The sequence below is a fragment of the Cellulosimicrobium sp. TH-20 genome (assembly GCF_002105775.1).
GTDB classification, from domain to species: Bacteria; Actinomycetota; Actinomycetes; order Actinomycetales; family Cellulomonadaceae; genus Cellulosimicrobium; species Cellulosimicrobium funkei.
Map to the genome: position 1 here is coordinate 1,014,370 of NZ_CP020857.1, position 22,203 is coordinate 1,036,572.

The window sequence follows — 22,203 nt, forward strand, 5'->3', positions numbered from 1 at the left end:
GCACCCCGGGGTGCGTCACCCGCGCGCGGTCGCCGCGTCGTCGGGCGGGTCGACGCGCGGGCCCGGCTCGCCCTGCTCGCCCGGTCCGGGTGGGCGGACGCCCGGCTCGCGCGGGCCGAGCCGGCTCGCGACCATCGGCAGCACGATCACCGACAGCACGCCCGCGCCCACGAGCGCCGCCCCGACCTGCGACGTCATGGCGCCCTGCTCGACGGCGATCTCCGTGAGCGCGACGAGCAGCGGCAGCGCGGTCGCCGCGTAGAGCGCCGTCTGGACGCGCTCGACCGACGGCAGCTCGCGCCGGAACCACAGGAGCACCGGGCCGCCCCGCACGACCACCATGAGGGCGAAGAACGTCAGCGGCAGCAGCGGGGACGCGACGATGGAGTCGATGTCCAGGCCCATGCCGGAGCTCACGAAGAACACCGGCACGAACACGCCCCACGCGACCGCGTCGAGCTTCTTCTCCAGCGCCTCGACGTCGCCGGGCGCCCAGCGCCGTAGCACCATGCCGCCGACGAACGCGCCCAGCACCGCGTCGAACCCGAGCCCCGCGGCGAGCGCGAGCAGCACGACGAGCAGCAGCACCGTGAGGCGCAGCGTGCTCTGGCCGGTCCCGTGCTCCGCCGCGCTGAAGAGGCGGTCGCCGCCGAGGGCCTTGAGGCGGCCCAGCCGGCCCGGCAGCGCGGACAGCGCGACCGCGACGACCGCGAACAGGACGAGCAGGATCGCCGCGACCCCGCTCTCGCGCGTCCCGAGCAGCACGGCCATGGCGACGATCGGGCCGAGCTCGCCCACCGCGCCGACCACGAGCACCGCGCGGCCCAGCCGCGAGCCGAGCTGACCGCCGTCGCGCAGGATGGGGAGCACCACGCCGAGCGCCGTCGTCGTGAGCGCGATCGCCCCCGCCGCGACGGCGTGCGGCGAGTCGTGGCCCACGATCGCGAGGACGAGCACGGCGCCGACGACGAGCGACGTCAGCCACGCCGCTCCGGCCCTCCGGCCGACGCGCTCGCGCAGGAGGCTCGGCTCGAGCTCGTACCCGGCCAGCAGGAAGAGGAAGCCCATGCCGAGGTCCGAGAGGAGCGTGACGTCGTCGGGCGTGGCGAGGTCGAACGCGGACGGCCCGACGAGGATGCCGCCCAGCAGCAGCACGACCACCTGCGGGACGCGCGACCGCACGGGCATGAGGCCCGTGAGCAGCGGCGCCACCAGGGCGACGACGAACACCGGCACGAGCGGGGCGTAGACGTTCACGGACGGCTCCCGGTGGTCGGCGGCGGCGAGCACCAGGATGGCGCAGCGGCCGAGGTCGCGCGCGGGAAGCGGCGGGCGCATCTTGACGGCGGTCGCGGCCCGGCCTAGCGTCGGCCGGGCCGCGTGACGCGCGGCACCTGGATCGGCAGACAGGACCACTGAGCCGGCGCACCGTGGCGCCGGAGCCGCGCCCCGGTGAGCGACGAGCCACCAGGAGGCACCATGACCAGCACCGACGCAGCGACCAGGACGTGGGTCCGCGACCCGCTCGGCGTGTTCACCGCCGACGACTCCCCGGGCGCCCCGGACGCGCGCGGCGGCCTCGTCGTCGAGGGCGGGGTGATCGTCGAGCTCGTCGCGGACGGCGCGCAGCCGTCCGCTCCCGTCCACGAGACGTTCGACGCGTCGCAGCACGTGCTCACGCCGGGCCTGATCAACACGCACCACCACTTCTACCAGACGCTCACGCGGGCCTGGGGGCCGGTCGCCGACGCCCCGCTCTTCCCCTGGCTGCAGCGCCTCTACCCGGTCTGGGCGCGCCTCACGCCGCGCGACCACGAGCTCGCGACGACCGTCGCCCTCGCCGAGCTCCTGCTCTCCGGCTGCACGACGGCGGCCGACCACCACTACGTCTTCCCCGCCGGTCTCGACGACGCGATCGACCTCCAGGTCGCGGCGGTCCGACGGCTCGGGATGCGCGCGACCCTCACGCGCGGCTCCATGACGCTCGGCCAGGACGACGGCGGCCTGCCGCCGCAGTCGGTCGTCCAGGACCTCGACACGATCCTCGCGGACTCGCGGCGGCTCGTGGACACGTACCACGAGCGGGGCGCCGGGGCGCAGGTGCAGATCGCGTTCGCGCCCTGCTCGCCGTTCTCCGTGACGACCGACGCGATGCGCGAGAGCGCCGCGCTCGCGGAGGAGCTCGACGTCCGCCTGCACACGCACCTCGCCGAGACGGTCGACGAGGAGGACTTCTGCCGCGAGCGCTTCGGGATGCGCACGGTCGACTACCTGGAGTCCGTCGGCTGGCTCACGGACCGCGCCTGGCTCGGCCACGGCATCCACCTCGACGACGACGAGGTGCGCCGCCTCGGGGCGGCGGGGACCGGCGTCGCGCACTGCCCGACGTCGAACATGCGCCTCGCGTCCGGCATCGCCCGGGCAGCGGAGCTGGAGGACGCGGGCGCGCCGGTCGGTCTCGGGGTCGACGGCTCGGCGTCGAACGACGCCTCGACGATGATCCTCGAGGCGCGCCAGGCGCTCTACCTCCAGCGCCTCCGGTACGGCGCCGACATCCCCGTGACGCGTGCGCTCGGCTGGGGCACTCGGGGCTCGGCGCGCGTGCTGGGGCGGGACGACGTCGGCGTGCTCGCGGTGGGCAAGCAGGCCGACCTCGCGCTGTGGCGGCTCGACGAGCTGCGCTTCTCGGGCGCCCACGACCCGGTCGCCGCGCTCCTGCTGTGCGGCGCCGACCGCGCGGACCGCGTCATGGTGGGCGGCGCGTGGCGCGTCGTCGACGGCGCGATCCCCGGGCTCGACCTCGGCGCCCTGGCGGCCGAGCACTCGGCGGCGGCCCGGCGCCTCGTCGCGGGGTGAGCCGCGGCCGGCGGGGACGGATCGGGCCGACGCCCGGGCGTCCCCGCCGGCTCAGAGCTCGCGGTAGTAGTGGACGACGGGCAGGGCGGTGAAGCCGCTCGACTCGTACAGGGCGCGCGCGGCGCCGTGGCCCGGGTCGCCGCCGGTCCAGACGTTGGCGTAGGCGCACCCGGCGTCGCGCATGAGCGCGAGGGCGGCCTCCACGAGCCGGCGGCCGATGCCGTCGCCCTGCACGTCGGGGTCGACGGCGATGATCTCCAGGTCGGCGGTGCGGGCGCCCTCCGGCGCGGGCTCGCCGAGCACCGTGGTGGCGAACCCGACGACCCGGCCGTCGCGCTCCGCGACGACCGTCGTCGCGGGGTGCTTCTCGCACGCGCCCCGCACCTCCGCCGCCTGGCTGCGGCGCCAGTCGGGGTAGGCGAGGTCGTAGAGGCGCTCCCCGAGGATCTCGCGCCAGGAGGCGAACGCGTCCTCCCACGCGCGCAGCGACAGCGCGACGACCGCGTCGAGGTCGGCGGGGCGGTAGGGCCGCAGGGTCGTGGTCACCGGTGGAGCGTAGGGAGGACGCGCGACGTGGTGCCAGCGCTTTGCCGCGTCGCACGGGCGACGTCACGGGCGGCGGCGGACGGGCGACGTCGGGCGGCCGCATCCGTCCTCGCTGGCCACGTACGAGTTGCGGGCCGGGACTTGACACAGGTCACACTAGGCGTTCGAATAGTGGAAGTAGTTTTCCGCCAAGCGGAACGATAGCTGACGAGGAGGTCCGCTATGAATGCGCGAGCCACGAGGGCCACGGACGGCGCCGAACGGCGTCCGGTACGCCCCGAGGACGAGCGGCTGCCCATCGGGTCGACGTTCGGGTACGGGTTCCAGCACGTGCTCACGATGTACGGCGGCATCATCGCCCCGCCGCTCATCGTGGGGAGCGCCGCGGGCCTGACCGGCGCCGAGATCGGGATGCTCGTCGCGGCGTCCCTCTTCATCGGCGGCCTCGCGACGATCCTGCAGACGGTGGGCATCCCGTTCTTCGGGTCCCAGCTGCCGCTGGTCCAGGGCGTGTCCTTCGCGGGCGTGTCCACGATGGTCGCGATCGTCAACGGCGGCGGAGGGATCCCGGGCGTCCTGGGCGCGGTGCTCGTCGCCTCCGTGATCGGCCTGCTCATCACGCCGTTCTTCGCGCAGATCATCCGGTTCTTCCCACCCGTGGTGACGGGCGTCGTCATCACGACGATCGGGCTCACGCTCATGCCCGTCGCGGCCAACTGGGCGATGGGCGGCAACGCGAGCGCGCCCGACTACGGCTCGGTGAGCAACATCGGCCTCGCCGCGCTGACGTTCGCGATCGTCATCCTGCTGTCCAAGGTCGGCAGCGGCACGATCTCGCGCCTGTCGATCCTCATCGCGATCGTCGTCGGGACGCTCATCGCCCTCGCGCTCGGCAAGGCCGACTTCTCCGGCGTGGGCGACGGCCCCGTCGCCGCGTTCCCGTCGTTCCTCGGCTTCGGCGCGCCGACGTTCGAGATCGCCGCGATCATCTCCATGCTCATCGTCATCCTCGTGACCCTCACCGAGACGACGGCCGACATCATCGCCGTCGGCGAGATCGTCGGCACCAAGGTGAACCGCAAGCGCATCGCGGACGGCCTCCGGGCCGACATGGCGTCGTCCATCGTGTCGCCGTTCTTCGGGTCCTTCACGCAGTCGGCGTTCGCGCAGAACGTCGGCCTCGTGGCCATCACGGGCGTGAAGTCGCGGTTCGTCGTGGGGGCGGGCGGCGCGATCCTCGTGATCCTCGGCCTGCTGCCGGTCCTCGGCCGCGTCGTCGCCGCGGTGCCGACGCCGGTCCTCGGCGGTGCGGGCGTCGTCCTGTTCGGCTCGGTCGCGGCGTCGGGCATCCGCACGCTCGCCAAGGTCGACTACTCGCGCCCGATGAACCTCATCATCGTGGCGGCGTCGATCTCGTTCGGCATGATCCCCATCGCCAAGCCCGACTTCTACGACCAGTTCCCCACGTGGTTCGGGATCATCTTCCACTCGGGCATCAGCTCGGCCGCGGTCATGGCGATCCTGCTCAACCTGCTCTTCAACCACCTGAAGTTCGGCACGCCGCCCGACCCGTCGGTGTTCGCTGCCGGGGCGGAGCACGGGGCGAACGCCGTGGACGACGAGGACCTCGACGACCTCCAGGACGACGGCGTCCTCAACGGCTCGACGCGCCGACCGGTCGCCGTCGACGCCGCGGCGCCGACCCCCGACGCCCCGGCGCCGGACGGCGACGGACGACAGACCGGCACCGCCGCCGGAGCGGGCGACCGCGCCGACGACCCGGCCGCACCGGGCGACGGCACCGCCGCGCCGCGCCAGCACGCCGTCGCCCCGCTCCCGCGGACCGCGACCCCGTAGCGACGGCACAGCGTCGTGCCCGACGCCCCCCGCACCCCACGCGTCCCTCACGCCGGGTGCGGGGCGTCGTCGCGCCCGGGCCGTGTAGCGTCGTGGGTCGGCGTCGAGCACGGCGTCCCGACCCCGACCGCAGGACCGCACCATGAGCACCCCCACGCCCGAACGCCCGGCACCGTCCGCGAGCGGGGCCCCGGCCGAGACCCGGCCGTCGACGACCGACCCGACCGTCGACCGCGGCGCCGACCCTGGCGACCCGGGAGCCGACCATCTCGGCAGCGGGCTGCGCACGCGGCACCTGACGATGATGGGCCTCGGCTCCGCGATCGGGGCCGGGCTGTTCCTCGGCTCCGGCGTCGGGATCGCCACCGCCGGCCCGGCCGTGCTCGTGTCGTACGCGATCGCGGGCGTCGTCGTCATCCTCGTCATGCGGATGCTCGCCGAGATGGCGAGCGCGCGCCCCGCGAGCGGGTCGTTCTCCGTCTACGCGGAGGAGGCCCTCGGGCCGTGGGCCGGGTTCCTGCTCGGCTGGCTGTACTGGTTCATGCTCGTCATGGTGCTCGGCGCCGAGATCACCGGGGCCGCGCGCATCGTGACCGGCTGGTACCCGGACGTGCCGCAGTGGGGCGTCGCGCTCGCCGTGGTCGTCGTGTTCGCGGTGATCAACCTGTGGGGCGTGCGGCAGTTCGGCGAGCTCGAGTTCTGGTTCGCGTTCGTCAAGGTCGCGGCGATCGTCGGGTTCCTCGTCGTCGGCGTGCTGCTCGTGCTCGGCCTGCTGCCCGGGACGGAGCCCGTCGGCACGTCGAACCTGCTCGGCCAGGGCGGCTTCGCCCCGGAGGGGTGGGGCGGCATCGCGGCGGGGCTGCTCGTCGTCGTCTTCGCGTTCGGCGGCATCGAGATCGTCACGATCGCCGCCGCCGAGGCGCGCGAGCCGCGCACCGCCGTCGCGCGCGCGACGCGCAGCATCGTGTGGCGGATCCTCGTGTTCTACCTGGGCTCGGTCGCGATCATGGTGCTCGTGCTCCCGTGGGACTCGCCGCTCCTCGCCGAGAGCCCGTTCGTCGCGGTGCTCGACCTCGCCGGGCTGCCGGGCGCGGCGCGCGTCATGGAGGTCGTCGTCGTGGTCGCGCTGCTCTCGGCGTTCAACGCGAACGTGTACGGCACGTCGCGCATGGCCTACTCGCTGGCCGGGCGCGGCGACGGCCCGCGCGCGCTGCGGCGCGTGTCGCGGCGCGACGTCCCCTGGGTGTCGGTGCTGGTCTCCGTGTTCTTCGCGCTCGTCGCGGTCGGGCTGAACTGGCTCCTGCCGGAGGCGCTGCTGGGCATCCTGCTCAACGCCGTGGGCGCCGCGCTGCTCGTCGTGTGGGTCCTCGTCGCCGTCTCGCAGCTGCGGCTCCGCCGTCGGATCGAGGCGCAGGCCCGTGCGTCGGGCGAGCCGATGACGCTGCGCATGTGGGGCTTCCCGTGGCTCACGTGGGCGGTGCTCGTGGGTCTCGCGGCGCTCGCCGTCCTCATGCTGACCGACGCCGCCGCGCGCGCCCAGCTCGTGTCCACCGCGGGGCTCGTGGTCGTGATCCTCGCGGTGTACCTCGTCACCCGGCGGGGCCGGGCGCGGCGCGGTGCGGCGGTGGGGGCGCGCGCCGACGGGTGAGGCGTCGTCCACGGCGTGCACGGACGTGCGCCCGGGACGGTGCACAATGAACGGATGACCTATCGCGTCCTGAGGCTCATCCTGTCGCTGCTCGCCTACGTGCTGCTGCGGCCCCAGGTGACAGGTCGCAACAACATCCCGCGCCACGGTGCGGTGATCCTCGCGAGCAACCACCTGTCGTTCATCGACTCGCTGCTCATCCCGATCGTCGCGCCGCGGCACGTGACGTTCCTCGCCAAGGCCGAGTACTTCACCGGCCGCGGGATCAAGGGCCGCCTGTCGCGGTGGTTCTTCACGACGATCGGCATGATCCCCGTCCAGCGCGACGACCCGCGCGCCGGGCAGCGCTCGCTCGAGGACGCGCTCGAGGTGCTCCAGCGCGGCGGCGCGTTCGGGATCTACCCCGAGGGCACGCGCTCGCGCGACGGCAAGCTGCACCCGGGCCGCACGGGCGTCGCGTGGCTCGCGCTCGCCGGGCACGCGCCCGTCGTCCCCGTCGCCGTGCGCGGCACGGACAAGGTCCAGCCGGTCGGCAAGCGGATCCCGCGCCTGCACCGCGTCGAGGTGCACTTCGGCAAGCCGATCGACCCGCAGCGCCAGATCACGGCCGGGACCAAGCCGGCGCAGGCGCGGCGCGAGCTCACGGACGAGGTCATGGCGTCGATCCACCGCATGAGCGGCCAGGACCTCGCGGCCTGACGGCGGTCAGCCGCCGATCGAGCTCAGCCCGAACGCCGTCGCGAACCCGAGCACCGTGACGAGCCCGGTGACCGGTCCGCCGAACTCCGTCGCCTCGGGGATCATCGTGTCGACGAGCATGGTGAGCAGCGCCCCCGCGGCGAACGCCTGGGTGACCGCGACGACGGCCGGTGACGCGCCGTCGAGCGCGAGGTAACCGATCCCGGCCGCGAGCGCCGAGACGAGCGTCGTCGACCCCCACAGCGCCCACAGCCGTGACGGCTTCGTGCCGGCCTTGAGCAGCCCCGCCGTCGCCGACATCGCCTCCGGCAGGTTGGACACGAAGACTGCGGCGAGCATCGCGACGCTCACCCCGCCGCCCCCGATGAGCGTCGCGCCGAGCACCACGGACTCGGGGATGCCGTCGAGCACGGTGCCGAGCGCGATCGCCGCGCCGCCGGTCCCGCCCGCGGCCTGGACCGACTCCTTCTGCACGCCCGTGGAGCGCTTGCGGCCCTCGCCGCCCATCCGGTCGATGATCCGGTCGCCGACGAAGAACGTCAGCGCCCCGCCCGCGAGACCCGCGAGCAGGACGAGCCCGCTCGCGCGGGTCGACGCGTCCTCCACGAGGTCGTAGGCGACCGCGCTGATGAGCACGCCCGAGCCGAACGCCATGACGAGCCCGACGAGCCGCTGGCCCGGCGGGCGCCAGAAGACGAGCGCGGCCCCGAGGAGCAGCGACGACGCCCCGACGAGGCCCCACCAGAACCCGATCACGCTCCCATTGGACCAGCGGGCGTGCCGGGGCGCGCGGCGTCGCGCACGTCGCGGTTCCCCCGTCGAGGGGATGTGCCGCGCGGGCGGCGCGGTGAGACTGGGGGCCATGACGACCGACGCGCGCCCGCCGCGAGGGTGGGGACGGGTGCTCGCCCCGCTGCGCAGCACGGCCACCGTGCGCGCCGGGGTGCTCCTCGTGGTCGGCGGCGTCGTCGCCGGGGCGTACGTGGTGCTCGTCGCGGGGTTCGCGCAGATGTTCGCGTCCCTCCAGACGCCGCGCGTCGCGACGGTCGTCCTGGCGCTCGTGACGGCGGTCCTCGCGAGCACGCCCCCGTTCCTCGCGCCCGTGCGGACGCTCGAGATCGCGGCGGCGCGGACGTTCCTCGACGTCGACGTGCCGCTCCCCGCGGCCGGCGCCGCCCCGCCGGGCGCGGCGACGCGCTGGCGGGCCGCGGCCTGGTACGCGCTGCACCTGTCGCTCGGTGCCGCGGTCGTGGTCGTGGTGCTGTTCGGGGTCCCGGTCGCGACGCAGCTCGTGCTGTCCGCGACGGGCGTCGAGCCGGTGCTGCTCGCCGACTGGCGACCGTGGGAGGCGCTGCCCGCGTGGACGTGGCTGCTCACCGCGGTGCTCGTGCTGCTCGCCGTCCCGTACGTCGTGGTGCTCGCGCGCGCCGTGCTGCGCCAGGCGGCCCTGCCGCTGCTCGGCCCGGACCAGACGGAGCAGATCGCGGAGCTGGAGGCGGCCGCTGACCGTGCGGCGGAGCGGGGCCGGCTCGCGCGCGAGCTGCACGACTCGGTCGGCCACGCCCTGACCGTCACGACGCTCCAGGCGGCCGCGGCGGCACGCCTGCTGGACTCCGACCCGCCCGCGGCGCGCCGTGCGCTCGCCGCGATCGAGGAGACGGGCCGCAGCGCGATGGCGGACCTCGACCACGTGCTCGGCCTCCTGCGCGCGGACGTCCCGGGGGCGCCGCCCCGCGCCCCGGCCCGCACGCTCGCCGACCTCGACGCCCTGCTCGACGACGCGCGCGGCACGGGCGCCGACGTGCGGCTCGCGCGGGACGGCGCCGCGCTGCCTGACGTCCCGCGCGCCGTGTCGCAGGAGGCGTACCGGGTCGTGCAGGAGGCGCTGACCAACGCGCTGCGCCACGCGCCCGGCGAGCCCGTCGCCGTCGAGGTGGCGCCCGGTCCCGGTGACGCGCTGGTCGTCGAGGTGCGCAACCCGCTCGGGGCGGGCGCGCGGCGTCGGGCACCCGACGGCGCCGCGCGCGAGCACCGCGGCCTCGCGGGCATGCGCGAACGGGCCCACCTGCTGCGCGGGGAGGTCGCGGCCGGTCCCGCGCCCGACGGCGGCGCCTGGGTCGTGCGCGCGACGTTCCCGCGCGCGGGGTCGTCGCGATGAGCGCGGGCCCGGGCAGGAGCGGTCCCGTGACGGGGACGGTCCGCGTGGTGCTCGTCGACGACGAGCCGCTCGTGCGCGCGGGGCTGCGCGTCATCCTCGACGCGGAGCCGGACCTGGAGGTCGTCGGCGAGGCGGGGGACGGCGCGGAGGTGCCGGGCGTCGTCGCGCGGGCGCGGCCCGACGTCGTGCTCATGGACGTGCGGATGCCGCGCGTCGACGGGATCGCGGCGACGCGGGCGCTGCTCGCGCGCGACGGCGCACCACGCGTCCTCGTGCTCACGACCTTCGAGAACGACGACCACGTGCTCGACGCGCTCCGGGCCGGGGCGCACGGGTTTCTGCTCAAGCGCGCTCGCCCGGAGGAGGTCGCGCAGGCGGTGCGCGTCGTCGCGCGCGGCGAGTCGCTGCTCTTCCCCGACGCCGTGCGACGCCTCGCGACGGCGCACCCGCCCACGGGCGACGCGCTGCGCGGCGCGCGCCTGACCGAGCGGGAGGGGGAGGTGCTGCGGCTCGTCGCGCAGGGGCTGTCGAACGCGGAGATCGCGGCCGAGCTCTACCTCGGCGTCGAGACGGTGCGCACGCACGTGGGCAACGTCCTCGCCAAGCTGGGCGTGCGCGACCGCACGCAGGCCGTGGTGCGCGCCTACGAGTCGGGGTTCGTGCGGGCGGGCTGACGCGCGCGCCGACCGCCCCGGTGCGACGATCGCGCCATGGACCTCTCCGTGCTCACCCGCCCCGCCCCGCCCGTGCCGCCCGTCGCGACGGTCGCACGCGTCGCGCTGGGGCTCGCCCTGGTCGGGGCCGGGATCAGCCACCTCACGGTCGCGCGCGAGGAGTTCCAGGCGCAGGTCCCGTCCTGGTTCCCCGTGGACGACGACGTGACGGTGCTCGCGTCGGGCGCCGTCGAGATCGCGCTCGGCGGGTCGCTCGTCGTGCTGTCCCGGTGGCGCGTCGCCGTGGGGCTCGTCGCTGCCGCGTTCTTCGTGGTGATCTTCCCGGGGAACGTCGGGCAGTGGCTCGAGCACCAGGACGGGTTCGGCCTCGACACCGACGCCAAGCGGTTCGGGCGCCTGTTCTTCCAGCCCGTGCTCGTGGCGTGGGCGCTGTGGTCCACGGGCGCCCTCCGGGCGCTGCGTCGGGCGCCGCGCCCGCGCGACTGACCGGCTGCCGCGCCGGAGCGCGGTCATCCGCGCCGGAGCGTGGTCACCCGCGCGGGGGAGCGGGCTCGCCGTGCCGGGGGATCCGCCGCCGGGCGGGGTCCGGGAGCGTCGAGGCATGAGCACCTCGACACCGCACCCGCCCCTGTCCGACCGCACGCCGGCACCCGCGCCGTCGGGTCGCGACCGTGGACCGTCGACCCGCGGCCGGCCGCCCGCCCCTCCCGGGCGCGCGTCCCGAGGACGCTGGATCGCCCCCGCCGCGGCCGCGTGGTGGGCGCTCGGCGGCCTCGTCGCGCTCGTCGTCACGCTGACCGGCGGCACGCTCGCGGTCGGCGCCGCGAACGACCTGTCGTTCGGCGCCCTGAGCAGGGTCCCGGGCGCGACCCTCACGCCGTGGGTCGCGGTCCTCGCCCTCGTCGGCGCGGCCACCGCGCTGCGCGTGTGGCTCGGAGCCCGGCGCGGTCCCGTCGCCCGGACCGACCGCGCGGTGACCGTCGCGGCGACCGCGGTCGTCTCGGCCGGGGTGCTCGCCCTCACCGACGCGTCGATCCTCGCCCGGCTCGGGTACCTCCCGGTCACGCTCGTCATGGCGCCGTTCGACCCCGTGATCCGCGCCGCGTTCGAGGACTTCCTCGGCGCCGGGCCGCTCACGCAGCTCGCGCTCCTCGGCGGCGGCGCCCTGCTCGTCGCCTCGACGTGGCGGTTCGTGCGCCGCGGGGCCGGGGCGTGCGCGTCCTGCGGGCGGCGCCACGACGGGCACGACCCGGCGTGGACCACGCCCGCCGCCGCGGCGCGCTGGGGCCGGACCGCCGCGCTCGTCGCCGCCGCGATCCCCACCTTCTACGCGGTGACGCGCATCGCCTGGGTGCTCGGCATCCCGCTCGGCTTCTCGCCCGACGACGTCGCGCAGCTCGCCGGGGACGACGGCTGGGTCGCGGCGCTCGGCCTGGGCGGCTTCGCGCTCGTCGGCGCGGTGCTCACGCTCGGCCTGTTCCAGCGCTGGGGCGAGGTCTTCCCGCGCTGGGCGGTCGGGCTCGCGGGCCGCCGCGTGCCGGTCGGGCTCGCGGTGGTCCCCGCGACGGTCGTCGCGGTCGCGGTGCTCCCCGCGGGGCTCTCGCTCATCGTCCTCGGGTTCGGCGAGAGCCGGCTGGCCCTGACGGCGGACTCGTGGGGCGCCGTCGGGCCGACGCTCCTGTGGCCGGTCTGGTCGCTCGCGCTCGGCGCGGCGACCTACGCCTACTGGCTCCGCCGCCGTGGCGCGTGCCGGGTGTGCGGGCGCGGCTGAGCCGGACGGCGTTGGCCTGGAGCACGCACCAGGACCCAGAATCGGGAGCGCGTACCGACAGCGCAGAGAGAGGCTCCTCATGTCCGACACGCTCACGCCGCAGGCGGCCGCCGCCCGAGCAGGCGTCAGCCTCGACACGCTCCGCTACTACGAGCGGGAGGGGCTCATCGGGCCGATCGCCCGGACGGCCGGCGGGCACCGGGCCTACGACGGGGACGACCTGTTCTGGATCGGGCTGGTGACGTGCCTCCGCGACGCCGGGCTGGGGATCTCCGAGCTGCGCGAGTTCACGTCGCTCCTGCGCCGCGAGGGGAGCCCCGCGGACCGCGTCGCGTTCCTCCAGGGCCATCGGCGGGAGCTGCACGAGCGCAGGGCGCGGATCGACCTCGCGCTCGGCGTGCTCGACGAGAAGATCGCGTACTACCGCGAGCAGGCGGGAGAGGCCCCGGGGCCGAGCGTCGAGGGGGACCCGGCTCCGCCGTCGCGCACCGCTTGACCTGGAGCGCGCTCCAGCATCGAGCATCGGGGCATGACCGCACAGCAGAACGCCCCCCAGATCGTCCTCGGGACCATGGACCACGGCACGCGCGTGGAGCAGACCACCGCGTTCCGGCTGCTCGACCGCTTCGTCGAGGCCGGCGGCCACTGGCTCGACACCGCCAACTGCTACGCCTTCTGGACCGACCCGAGCGGGCTGGGCGGCGCCAGCGAGCGCGTGCTCGGTGCGTGGCTGCGGGCGAACCCGGGGGCGCGCTCGGCCGTCGGGCTCGCGACCAAGGTCCGTCAGGACCCGCTCGTCGCGCACGCGTGGCCCGAGAGCGCGGAGGGGCTCTCCGCGTCCGCCGTCCGGGCCGGGCTCGACGGGAGCCTCGAGCGCCTCGGCGTCGACCACGTCGACCTGCTGTGGGCGCACGCGGAGGACCGCACGGTCGACCTCGGCGAGACCGTCGCCGCGTTCGGGGAGGCGGTGGCCGAGGGGCGTGCCACCCGGATCGGCGCGGCCAACCACGCGTCGTGGCGGGTGCAGCAGGCGCGTGACCTCGCGCGTCGGCAGGGCGTGGCCGAGTGGTCGGCGCTGCAGCTCCGGCACTCCCTCGTGCAGCCCCGCCCGGGGACCACGGTCCCGGAGGCGGGCCACAAGCTCCTGGCGCCCGACGACCTCGACCACGCCCGCACGGAAGGGCTCGACCTGTGGTGCTACACGCCCCTGATGATGGGCGGGTACACCCGCGCGGACCGTCCGTTCTCCGCGGGCTACGCCCACCCCGGGACCGAGCGCGTGCTCCGCGTGCTCGACGAGGTCGCCCGGGAGACCGGTGCGACGCCGAACCAGGTCGTCCTGGCCTGGCTCATGAGCCAGGGGATCTCGCCCATCGTCGGGGCGAGCAGGATCGAGCAGGTCGACGAGGCGATGGCCGCGCGCGACGTCACGCTGTCGCCGAGCCAGCTGGACCGCTTCGCCGACGCCCGCTGACCGCTCACGCCCGCTGACCGCTCACGCCCGCTGACCGCCGCGGCCGACACCCCCGGAACGGTGACGACCCCGAGCCTGCTCCCCGTCGAGCACGACGTTGCTGTCGGCATCGGCCTGATGACGACAGCAAGGTCGTGCTCGGCGGGGCTGCTGCGGCTCGGCCGGGCTGTTGCGGCTCGGCGGGGCTACTGCGGCTCGACGGGGCCGTCCTGGCCGGCCACGAGGTCGCCGCAGCTCGTCTCCTGGGCTGTCGTGACGACCGGGTCGTCGGCGGCGGCGCCCTGCGCGACCGTCTCCTCCTCGCCGTTCGTCGCGACCTTCGCGCCCGTGTCGAGGTCGACGAAGGTGCGCGACACCGTGAAGGTGGAGCCGTCGTCGGGCACGGCGTTCAAGCCCGCGAGGCGCAGCGCGCCGTCGACCTCGGTGCAGCCGACGCCCGTGCCGAAGCCCGTGAAGCCCTTGTCGAACGTGTAGGGCTCGTCCTGCGCGTTCTGCGTCGGCGTCAGGGCGCAGTCGGCGGCCGAGAGCAGCAGGACCTCGCGGCCGGTGTCGACGAGCGCGATCGGCGCGGTCCCGTCGCCCGCCGCGACGACCTGGACGATCGCGCTCGCGGGCTGCGGGCTCGCCGACTCGACGGGTGCGGAGAACGTGGCGCCGGACGCCGTCGTGATGCCGAACGTGCGGTCCGCGCCGCCGGTGAGCCACGCCGTGTCCGGGCGGCCGTCGCCGTCGACGTCGACGATCTCGTGCGTGCCCGCCCCGGCGGGGACGCCGTCGCCGGTCGCGGGGCACCCCTCGGCGGCGGGGGTCGAGGCGCCGTCGGTGGGCGACGCCGCGTCGGTGGGGGACGGGCTCGCGGGAGCGCTGGTCGACGGCGCGGGCGTCTCGACGGCGGGGCCCTCGTCGGTCGGGCGGTTGACCAGCCACACGACGAGCGCGATCACCAGCACCGCGACGACCGTGACGACGATCCACGGCCACGTGCGGCGCGTCGGCGCGGGCTCGGGGTCGGGCGTGGGGAACGGGCCTCCGGGCGTGGTCATGTCCTCAGGCAACCACTCCCGCCGGGGCGCGGCATCCGGAACCGCGGAGGACCGACGGCACCGGTCTCAGCGACGCAGGACCTGGGCGAGCGAGCGGGTGAGCGCGTCGCCGTCGGGCCCGTGCGCCGTCGGGACGCCCCCGACGTCGCCCGGCAGGCTGCCCGGCGCGGGCAGCGGCGAGCCGTGCGCGAGGACCTGCTGCGCGGGCGTCAGCTCGCGGATCGCGACGGCCGCGACGTGGCCCGGGTGGCGCCGCGCGGCGCGCGCGTAGATGTCGGGGTCGTGCTGGCCGTCGTCGCCGATCAGCAGCCAGTCGACGTCGGGCAGCTCGCGGAACAGCCGGTCGAGCGACGTGTCCTTGTGCTCCGGGCCGCTGCGGAACCAGCCCGTGTTGGTGGGGCCCCAGTCGGTGAGCAGCAGCGGGCCGGGCGGGAAGCCGTGGCGCTGGAGGAAGCGTCGCAGGTTGGCGGCGGTGTTCCACGCGCCCGTCGACACGTAGACGAACGGGGTGCCGGGCCGCGACGTCGCGATGCCGCGGTACAGCGCCGCCATGCCCGGCACCGGCACACGGGCGCTCGAGTGCCGCACGAACGTGTTCCACGCCGCGATGAACGGGCGCGGGACGGCGGTCACCATCGCGGTGTCGTCGATGTCCGAGACGACGCCGAGCCGGCGCCCGTCGGCCACGACGAACACCCTGCCGGTCGCCGTCGCGCCCGCCGACGTCCGGAACGAGACGTCGTGCCAGCCCGGCGCGAGGTCGACGTCGATCACCCGGTCGAGGTAGCCGCCGCGGTCGGACACGAGGTCGACCGTTGTGCTGCCCACCCGCACGCGGACCTCCTCGCGCGGGGCCGGGGCGGTGAAGAAGTAGCGCCAGCCGCGGCGGTCCGCGGACTCGCGCTCGTGCAGCGCCGGGTCGAACGCGGGGCTCGCGAGCAGCACCCGGCCCAGCACGCGCACGCGGCGCGGGCTCCCGTAGCCGGCGAACGGCTCGACGCGCGGGCGCCACCCGCGGGCCTTCTGGAAGCGGGAGACGACGGCGCGCCACCGGTCCTCGAGCCGCGCGGCCCGGTGGGGGCGCTGGCTCGGGGTCGGCTCGCTCGTGACGGTCGGTACGGGTGCGGTCTGTGGCATGGCTCGGGGCGCTGTCCTCGGTCGGGGGTGGCGGGTCCAACCCTGTCACAGCCTGCCCACGAGCGCGGGGTGTCGCTCGGGGCGGCGGTCGTCGCTCTGGACGGCGGCCGTCGCCGACGAGCGCGTGCGGGCCCGGCGGGCCGTGCCTAGCGTGGCCGCGTGAGCGACGAGACCTCCCGGAACCTTGCGGACCTGCCCGGCCGTCCCGTGCCCGACGGCGTGACCGACGCGACCGTCGACGCGCTCGGGGCCCTGAGCGAGGCGCTCGAGACGACGGAACGCGCGCGCGGGCACCTCTACACGTTCCACCAGCTCACCGGCGAGGCGGACCTCGCGCTCGGCGACGCGGTCGAGAAGCTGCGCGCCGCGGGGCACGCGGAGGTCGCGGACCGGATCGAGGCGGACCTCGTGGGGCGCAACGTCGTCCCCGGCCGTTGGACGTTCCAGCTCGTCGAGGAGTACGACGACGGCTACTGGTCGGCGTTCCGCGAGCACGAGCGCGCCGCGCGCGACGAGCTCGCGGGCGGCGCGCGGCACCTCTTCGAGGCCAGGATGAAGCAGGACCGGCGCACGGTGGGCCGTCCCGGCCACGAGGCCGACCCCGACGACGTGCGGTGACGCCCCGCCGGTCGGCGCAGGTCCCCTGCTGGCGCCACCGATGAGTCCGGGCGCGCTCGTCGGTCCCAGGGGCAGGACCGACGAGAGGACCGCCATGACCACCGCCGACCAGCCGGCCGCCCGACCCGCCGACCCCGACGCACCGCAGGGCACGCTCGTCCCCGGCTTCAGCTCTCCCGGCGCGAGCCCCGTCCCGTGGGAGACGGTGCGCGGCGCGCTCGAACGGGCCGAGATCTCGTGGATCTCGACCGTGCGCCCCGACGGGCGCCCGCACGTCACGCCGCTCATGACGGTCGTCGCCGACGGCCGCCTCCACGTGACCACCGGGCCCGACGAGCGCAAGGCCCGCAACCTCGCCGAGAACGCACGCGTCGTCCTCACGACCGGGACGAACGCCTACGAGGACGCGCTCGACGTCGTCGTCGAGGGCACCGCCGCACGCGTCACCGACGACGCCGCGCTGCACCGCCTCGCCGAGCGGTGGCGCTGCAAGTACGGCGACGACTGGGCGTTCGACGTCGGGGACGGCGTGTTCTTCCACGACGGCGACCCGGCACTCGTCTTCGCCGTGCGGCCCGAGGTTGTGTTCGCGTACGAGCGCACGTCCGAGCACGCGGCGATGCGGTGGCGGTTCGACGCGAGCGACGGCCGGGCGGTGCACGCCGTCAGTGGCGAGGATCCCGGATCGCCGCGGTGAAGAGCGGCCAGCCGGTGTCGTCGGCGGACACCGAGAAGACGTAGGGCCGGTCCACGCGGAAGGAGATGCTCTCCGCCACGCCAGACGCCGCGTCCTCGGCCACACCGATCTCGGTGACGGCCGCCGCGACGGTGCCCTCGGCGTCGACCTGGAGGAGCGCCTGCTGCCACGCCTGCGAGACGTAGAGCTTGTCGTCGCTGATGCCGCGGAGGTTCGGCGGCGTGACCGAGTCGAGGAGCCCGCCCAGCCCGGCGGCGGAGAGCGCGGGCCGGAAGTCCAGCGGGTCGTCGGCGGGGACGTCGAGCGTGGGCAGGGTCAGCGCGACCGTCTGCCCGGGTGCCGCGGCCAGCGCCTCCCGCAGCGCGAGGAGCTGCTCCGGCGCGACGGACGCCGGATCGACTCCCTCGGGCGGCAGCACGACGTCGGCGTGGAACCCCTCGACGTACGGCAGCCGGACCGCGCGCCACCCGTCGTCCTCGGCGTACGCCCACGTCTCCGTGAGCCGCAGCGACTCCACGTCCACCGTGTCGCCGCCCCGGAGCGTGAAGGGCGACGGCGCCGTGTCGCTCACGTCGAACGGTGCCTTCCACCGGGCGGCGAACAGGACCGCGTTCTGGAGCACGAGGCGCAGGTAGATGTCGGGCTCGATGGCGCTCTCCTCGATCAGCCCGCCCGTGTGGAACCGGAGCCACTCGCTGAGCGGCACGATGCCCGACGACGTCCCGAGGTCCGTGTGCAGCACCCCGGCGCCGTACCCGGCCGCGAGCGACTCGAGGTAGGGCTCGTGGACCTCGGCCTCGTCGTCGAGCACGATCTGGTTCGCGACGTGCACGAGCGGCTTCTCCGGCAGATCGTCCGCCCGGACCTGCGCCGGGTCGCCGTCGTAGGCCTCGAGCGACGCGAGGAGGGCGTTGACCGCGTCCGTCCGCTCCTGGCCGGACGCGCCGAGCGCGTCGTCGAGGGCGAGCGCTATGTCGCCCCGCGCGCCCTCGGCCAGCATCGAGAGCGCGACCACGGCGCTCGCGGGCGACACCACCACGTTCCCCTCGGGCGGTGCCGCGGCGAGCATCGTCAGGCCGAGCCGCTCGGTCGCGTCGACCACGCGCGGCGTGGCACCGGCGTCGGCCACGCGCACGACGTCCCGCGCGGTGTCGGCGGTGGCGACGGGCAGGCCCGGGCCCGCCGGCGCGCCGCCTGCGCACGCCGTGAGCGCGGCCAGCGCCGCCGTCGTCGCCAGGGCGGTCAGCGTGCGCCGCGGCGGGCTCGGCTCCCGGTGCGGTCCTGCGGTCGTCGTCGTCATCGATCCCCCCGGCCGTCGGGGGCGGCGCGCTCGCCGCCCTCTCTCCGACCGTGTCGGCGGGAGCGCGGTCCTTGCGCAGCGGTACCGCTGCGGCTCTGACGCGCTCCGCCCCGGTCAGTCGACCGCGGGCCCGAAGCGCTCGGTCTTGATCCGCGCCGGGTCGTGGCCGAGCGCCACGAGCTGCCGTGCGACGGCCTCGACGAACCCCGTCGGCCCGCACACGAAGCACGCGGGCTCGATCTCGGGCGGCCAGCCCCACCCGGCGAGCTCACGCCGCTCGACGCGGCCGGGCCCGCGCATCGAGCCGAGTGGGGTCGAACGGGTGTGGACCACGTGGACGTCGAGCCCGTCGTGCGCGGCGGCGAGGCGGTCGAGGTCCTCGACGTACAGCGCGTCCTCGGGGCGGCGCACCGAGTACACGAGCCGGAACGGCGTGCGGTCGCCGGCGTCGCGCCGGGTGCGGAGCATCGCCATGAGCGGGACGAGGCCCGAGCCGCCGGCCGCGAGCAGCACGGGCGTCCCGGCGTCGCGCTCCGGCGACCAGACGAACCACCCGCCGACGGGCCCGCGCAGCTCGATCGCGTCGCCCACCGCGAACACGTCGGTGAGGTAGGTCGAGACCTCGCCGCCGGGGACCCGCTGGACGGTGACCTCGACGCGCGCGGGGGCGACGCCGTCGGGCGCCGCGCCGTGCGGGACGGCGGGCGGGTCGCCCGGGGAGGGGTCGTCGTCGGGCAGGGGGGTGCGCGTCGCGGCGCTGCCGATCGAGTAGCTGCGCTCGGCGGTGTAGCCGTCGGGCGCGGTGAGGCGCAGGTCGACGTGCTGGCCGGCGAGGTGGCCGGGCCACGCGGGGACCTCGAGGACGAGCGTCCGCGCGGACGGGCTCTCGGCCCACGCGTCGACGAGCGTCGCGACCTGCCAGCGCGACGGCGTCGCGTACCGCGCGCCGAGGCGGACAGGCGCCTCAGTCACCCTGGTACCTCTGCTCGCGCCACGGGTCGCCGAGGTCGTGGTAGCCGAGCCGCTCCCAGAAGCCCTGCCGGTCCATGGGCATGAGGGTGATGCTGTTGACCCACTTCGCCGACTTCCAGAAGTACAGGTGCGGCACGAGGAGCCGCGCGGGGCCGCCGTGCACGGGGTGCAGCGGGGCGCCGTCGAACGTGTGCACGACCCACGCCTTGCCGCCGAGCAGCTCGGCGACCGGGAGGTTCGTCGTGTAGCCGCCGTAGCAGCCGACCATCGCGAAGTCGGCCGTGGACTCGACCTCGCCGAGGAGCGTGTCGAGCGAGACGCCGCGCCAGGACGTGCCGAACTTCGACCAGCGGGTGACGCAGTGGATGTCGACGGTCGGCTCGTCCTGGGGGAGCGCCAGGAGCTCGGCCCACGACCAGGAGCGGGTCGCGCCGGTCTCGGTGGTGACGTCGAAGCGCCAGGTCGCGGTGTCGACGCGCGGTGTGGGCCCTGCCGAGAGCACGGGGAACCCGGTCTCGACGTACTGGCCCGGCGGGAGCGCCACGCCCTGCGGGCGTGGCCGGCCCTGGAAGCCGGGGGTGAGGGTGCTCATGGCTCACGGTAGGCGCGGCCCGCCAGGCCGCGCCAGGGGTCAGGCGTCCGCGTCGCCTGGCGGCGGTGCGGCGACGAGTCGCACGACGGCGTCGCGCAGCCACGCGCGGTACCGCTCGCGCGACCAGCCCGCACCGGCCGCGAAGTGCGTCCAGCCCTCCGGCGCGAGGAGGTAGGACAGGGTCTCGGCGGCCTCGTCCCGCGGCGCGCGCAGCCGGAACCCGTGGTCCGCGAGCACGTCGACGCTCGCGCGCAGGTCCGCGCGACGGCGGTCGAGGAGCGCCGCGAGCTCGACGGCGACGGCCTCGTCGGAGCGGGCCGCCGACGTGAACGCCGACCACAGGGCCGCGACGCGTTCGTTCGCCGCCGCCACGAGCGCGACGAGCCCGTCGAGGAAGGCCTCGGGGTCGGTGGTCCCGGCGACGGCGCGGCCCTCGGGCCGAGCGGCGAGCGACTCCTGACCCTCGGACCCCGCGAACGTCACCTCGAAGGCCGCGAGGAGCAGGGCGCGCTTGGGCCCGTGCGCCTTGACGGTCTCGAGCGACACGCCCGCCCGCTCGGCGACGCGCGCGAGGGTCGTGCGCTCGTAGCCGCGCTCGGCGAGCTCCTCGGCCGCCGCGCGCACGACGCGCTCGCGGGTGCGCGCGGCCTGCTCGGCGCGGAGGTCGGACGTGTAGGCGCGGGGTACCACTATTGACTACCTCTCTAGGGTGATGAATACTCCTGACGGTTACCGATCTTCTCACACGCCGCCTCCCCCTCGGCGTCCTCGCGCGGACGGCCCGGTCCCGCGCCCTTCCCGTCCGACCGGCGCGTCCCGCGCCGCCCGAGAGAGGCACACCGATGGCCACCGTCCTGCTCTGCTCCACCCCCGTGCACGCGCACGTCACCCCTCTGCTCGCGGTCACGCGCGCGCTCGTCGCGCACGGCCACGAGGTCCGGTTTCTCACCGGCGCACGCTTCGCCGCGGCCGTGGAGGCGGCCGGCGCCGAGCACGTGCCGCTGCCCGCCGCCGCCGACTTCGACGACCGCGACCTCGCGGCCGCCTTCCCGGGCCGCGCGGGCCGCACCGGTCTCGACGCGATCCGGCACGACATGCTCGAGATCTTCGTCCGGCCGGGCGCCGCGCAGCACCGCGCCGTCGTCGACGCCCTCTCCGCGCGCCCGGCCGACGTCGTGCTCGTCGAGCCCCTGTTCCTCGGCGCGATGGCGCTCGTCGCCACCCCGGCCGACCGGCGCCCTCCCGTGCTCGCGCTGGGCATCTTCCCGCTCGGGCTGAAGAGCGACCTCACCGCACCGTTCGGCCTCGGCGTGCTGCCCGCGCGCGGGCCGCTCGGGGTGCTGCGCAACCGAGCGCTGCACCGGTTCGTCGAGGGGGTCGCGTTCGCCGCGCCGCAGCGCGCCGCGCAGGAGATGGTGCGCGCGACCGGCGCCACCCCCAGCGACACCTTCTTCCTGGGCTGGCCCGCCGACGCGGACGCCGTCGTGCAGCTCACCGTCCCCGAGCTCGAGTACCCGCGGCCCGACGTCGTCACGCCCGTCCGGTTCGTCGGCCCGCCGCGACCCGTCGCCGCGCACGGCGACCTCCCCGCCTGGTGGGACGACCTCGGCACGCGCCGCCCCGTCGTCCACGTCACGCAGGGCACGGTCGCGAACGAGGACCCGCACCAGCTCCTCGTCCCGACCCTGCGCGCGCTCGCGGACGAGGACGTGCTCGTCGTCGCCGCCACCGGCGGGCGGCCCGTCGAGACGCTCGGCACGCTGCCCGCCAACGCGCGCGCCGCCGAGTACCTCCCGTACGACGTGCTGCTCCCGCGCACGTCGGTCCTCGTGACGAACGGCGGCTACGGGGGCGTGCACCACGCGCTGCGGCACGGCGTGCCCGTCGTCGTCGCCGGGAAGACGGAGGACAAGGCGGAGGTCGCGGCCCGCGTCGCGTGGACCGGGACGGGCGTACGGCTGCGGACCAGCACGCCGCGACCCGCCCAGATACGACGCGCGGTGCGCCGCCTGCTCGACGACCCCGCGTACACCCGGGCCGCCGCGCGCCTCGGCGAGCGCATCGCCGTCGCGCCGGGGGAGGACGGCGTCGTCGCGGTCGTGGAGGAGGTCGTCGCCCGGCGCGCCGCGCCCCGTGCCGCACGCTGACGGGGGAGGAGGAT

The 22,203-nt window shown here is 75.9% G+C and carries 22 protein-coding genes; 13 read left to right on the forward strand and 9 right to left on the reverse strand.

Annotated features, from left to right (window positions below):
* Window positions 1-15: 15 nt before the first annotated feature.
* Entirely contained in the window at window positions 16-1,338 is a 1,323-nt protein-coding gene (locus B8281_RS04615; protein ID WP_085387045.1) for a cation:proton antiporter, read from the reverse strand.
* A gap of 141 nt (window positions 1,339-1,479) precedes the next feature.
* On the opposite strand from B8281_RS04615, the gene B8281_RS04620 reads away from it, so the two are divergent.
* Entirely contained in the window at window positions 1,480-2,856 is a 1,377-nt protein-coding gene (locus B8281_RS04620; RefSeq protein WP_085387046.1) for an 8-oxoguanine deaminase, read from the forward strand.
* A gap of 51 nt (window positions 2,857-2,907) precedes the next feature.
* Here B8281_RS04620 and B8281_RS04625 read toward each other — a convergent pair whose 3' ends face one another.
* Entirely contained in the window at window positions 2,908-3,402 is a 495-nt protein-coding gene (locus B8281_RS04625) for a GNAT family N-acetyltransferase (protein ID WP_085387047.1), read from the reverse strand.
* 222 nt (window positions 3,403-3,624) lie between these two features.
* On the opposite strand from B8281_RS04625, the gene B8281_RS04630 reads away from it, so the two are divergent.
* From B8281_RS04630 to B8281_RS04640, 3 genes are all read left to right on the forward strand, one after another.
* Complete coding sequence (locus B8281_RS04630) at window positions 3,625-5,259, forward strand: nucleobase:cation symporter-2 family protein (RefSeq protein WP_085387048.1); 1,635 nt, start codon at window positions 3,625-3,627, stop codon at window positions 5,257-5,259.
* A gap of 142 nt (window positions 5,260-5,401) precedes the next feature.
* The gene (locus tag B8281_RS04635; protein WP_085387049.1) at window positions 5,402-6,907 is read left to right on the forward strand and encodes an amino acid permease; all 1,506 of its coding nucleotides are present in this window, start codon (window positions 5,402-5,404) and stop codon (window positions 6,905-6,907) included.
* Window positions 6,908-6,961: 54 nt separating this feature from the next.
* Window positions 6,962-7,606, forward strand: coding sequence for a 1-acyl-sn-glycerol-3-phosphate acyltransferase (locus B8281_RS04640; protein ID WP_061268954.1), 645 nt, complete (start codon window positions 6,962-6,964; stop codon window positions 7,604-7,606).
* 6 nt (window positions 7,607-7,612) lie between these two features.
* Here B8281_RS04640 and B8281_RS04645 read toward each other — a convergent pair whose 3' ends face one another.
* Window positions 7,613-8,362 (reverse strand): ZIP family metal transporter, encoded by a 750-nt coding sequence (locus B8281_RS04645; protein ID WP_085387050.1) that lies wholly within the window; start codon window positions 8,360-8,362, stop codon window positions 7,613-7,615.
* 106 nt (window positions 8,363-8,468) lie between these two features.
* Between B8281_RS04645 and B8281_RS04650 the strand changes: the two genes are divergently transcribed.
* The 6 genes from B8281_RS04650 (at window position 8,469) to B8281_RS04675 (ending at window position 13,683) form a co-directional block, all read left to right on the forward strand.
* On the forward strand, window positions 8,469-9,764 hold the full coding sequence (locus B8281_RS04650; protein ID WP_085387051.1) for a sensor histidine kinase: 1,296 nt from the start codon (window positions 8,469-8,471) through the stop codon (window positions 9,762-9,764).
* 26 nt (window positions 9,765-9,790) lie between these two features.
* Window positions 9,791-10,438: a response regulator transcription factor gene (locus tag B8281_RS04655; protein WP_232322673.1), complete on the forward strand. Its 648-nt coding sequence runs from the start codon at window positions 9,791-9,793 to the stop codon at window positions 10,436-10,438.
* A gap of 36 nt (window positions 10,439-10,474) precedes the next feature.
* Entirely contained in the window at window positions 10,475-10,924 is a 450-nt protein-coding gene (locus B8281_RS04660; RefSeq protein ID WP_085387053.1) for a MauE/DoxX family redox-associated membrane protein, read from the forward strand.
* 115 nt (window positions 10,925-11,039) lie between these two features.
* Window positions 11,040-12,209 (forward strand): hypothetical protein, encoded by a 1,170-nt coding sequence (locus B8281_RS04665; RefSeq protein ID WP_198163147.1) that lies wholly within the window; start codon window positions 11,040-11,042, stop codon window positions 12,207-12,209.
* A gap of 79 nt (window positions 12,210-12,288) precedes the next feature.
* Window positions 12,289-12,705 carry a MerR family transcriptional regulator gene (locus B8281_RS04670; protein WP_081600290.1) on the forward strand — a complete coding sequence of 139 codons (417 nt, stop codon included), beginning with the start codon at window positions 12,289-12,291 and terminating at the stop codon, window positions 12,703-12,705.
* Window positions 12,706-12,738: 33 nt separating this feature from the next.
* The gene (locus B8281_RS04675) at window positions 12,739-13,683 is read left to right on the forward strand and encodes an aldo/keto reductase (protein ID WP_043658937.1); all 945 of its coding nucleotides are present in this window, start codon (window positions 12,739-12,741) and stop codon (window positions 13,681-13,683) included.
* A 185-nt stretch (window positions 13,684-13,868) separates the two neighbouring features.
* Here B8281_RS04675 and B8281_RS04680 read toward each other — a convergent pair whose 3' ends face one another.
* Both B8281_RS04680 and B8281_RS04685 read right to left on the reverse strand, forming a co-directional pair.
* Window positions 13,869-14,726, reverse strand: coding sequence for a hypothetical protein (locus B8281_RS04680; RefSeq protein ID WP_085387054.1), 858 nt, complete (start codon window positions 14,724-14,726; stop codon window positions 13,869-13,871).
* 66 nt (window positions 14,727-14,792) lie between these two features.
* Window positions 14,793-15,863: an App1 family protein gene (locus tag B8281_RS04685; protein ID WP_085387055.1), complete on the reverse strand. Its 1,071-nt coding sequence runs from the start codon at window positions 15,861-15,863 to the stop codon at window positions 14,793-14,795.
* Between the two features lie 159 nt (window positions 15,864-16,022).
* Here B8281_RS04685 and B8281_RS04690 point away from each other — a divergent pair, with 159 nt between their 5' ends.
* A complete protein-coding gene (locus tag B8281_RS04690; protein WP_085387056.1) occupies window positions 16,023-16,481 on the forward strand; it encodes a hypothetical protein in 459 nt (152 codons plus the stop codon).
* 94 nt (window positions 16,482-16,575) lie between these two features.
* Window positions 16,576-17,178: a pyridoxamine 5'-phosphate oxidase family protein gene (locus tag B8281_RS04695; protein WP_085387057.1), complete on the forward strand. Its 603-nt coding sequence runs from the start codon at window positions 16,576-16,578 to the stop codon at window positions 17,176-17,178.
* Here B8281_RS04695 and B8281_RS04700 read toward each other — a convergent pair.
* The 4 genes from B8281_RS04700 to B8281_RS04715 all read right to left on the reverse strand — a co-directional run bounded on the left by B8281_RS04700 (window position 17,147) and on the right by B8281_RS04715 (window position 20,732).
* Entirely contained in the window at window positions 17,147-18,478 is a 1,332-nt protein-coding gene (locus B8281_RS04700; protein ID WP_085387058.1) for a serpin family protein, read from the reverse strand. The two genes, B8281_RS04695 and B8281_RS04700, sit on opposite strands and share 32 nt — an antisense overlap.
* A gap of 114 nt (window positions 18,479-18,592) precedes the next feature.
* The gene (locus B8281_RS04705; RefSeq protein ID WP_085387059.1) at window positions 18,593-19,450 is read right to left on the reverse strand and encodes a ferredoxin reductase; all 858 of its coding nucleotides are present in this window, start codon (window positions 19,448-19,450) and stop codon (window positions 18,593-18,595) included.
* Window positions 19,443-20,042, reverse strand: coding sequence for a sulfite oxidase-like oxidoreductase (locus B8281_RS04710; protein ID WP_034654951.1), 600 nt, complete (start codon window positions 20,040-20,042; stop codon window positions 19,443-19,445). The genes B8281_RS04705 and B8281_RS04710 overlap by 8 nt, the downstream gene beginning before the upstream one ends.
* A gap of 39 nt (window positions 20,043-20,081) precedes the next feature.
* A complete protein-coding gene (locus tag B8281_RS04715) occupies window positions 20,082-20,732 on the reverse strand; it encodes a TetR/AcrR family transcriptional regulator (RefSeq protein WP_232322674.1) in 651 nt (216 codons plus the stop codon).
* A 152-nt stretch (window positions 20,733-20,884) separates the two neighbouring features.
* Here B8281_RS04715 and B8281_RS04720 point away from each other — a divergent pair, with 152 nt between their 5' ends.
* Window positions 20,885-22,189 (forward strand): glycosyltransferase, encoded by a 1,305-nt coding sequence (locus B8281_RS04720; protein WP_085387061.1) that lies wholly within the window; start codon window positions 20,885-20,887, stop codon window positions 22,187-22,189.
* The last annotated feature ends 14 nt before the right edge of the window (window positions 22,190-22,203 follow it).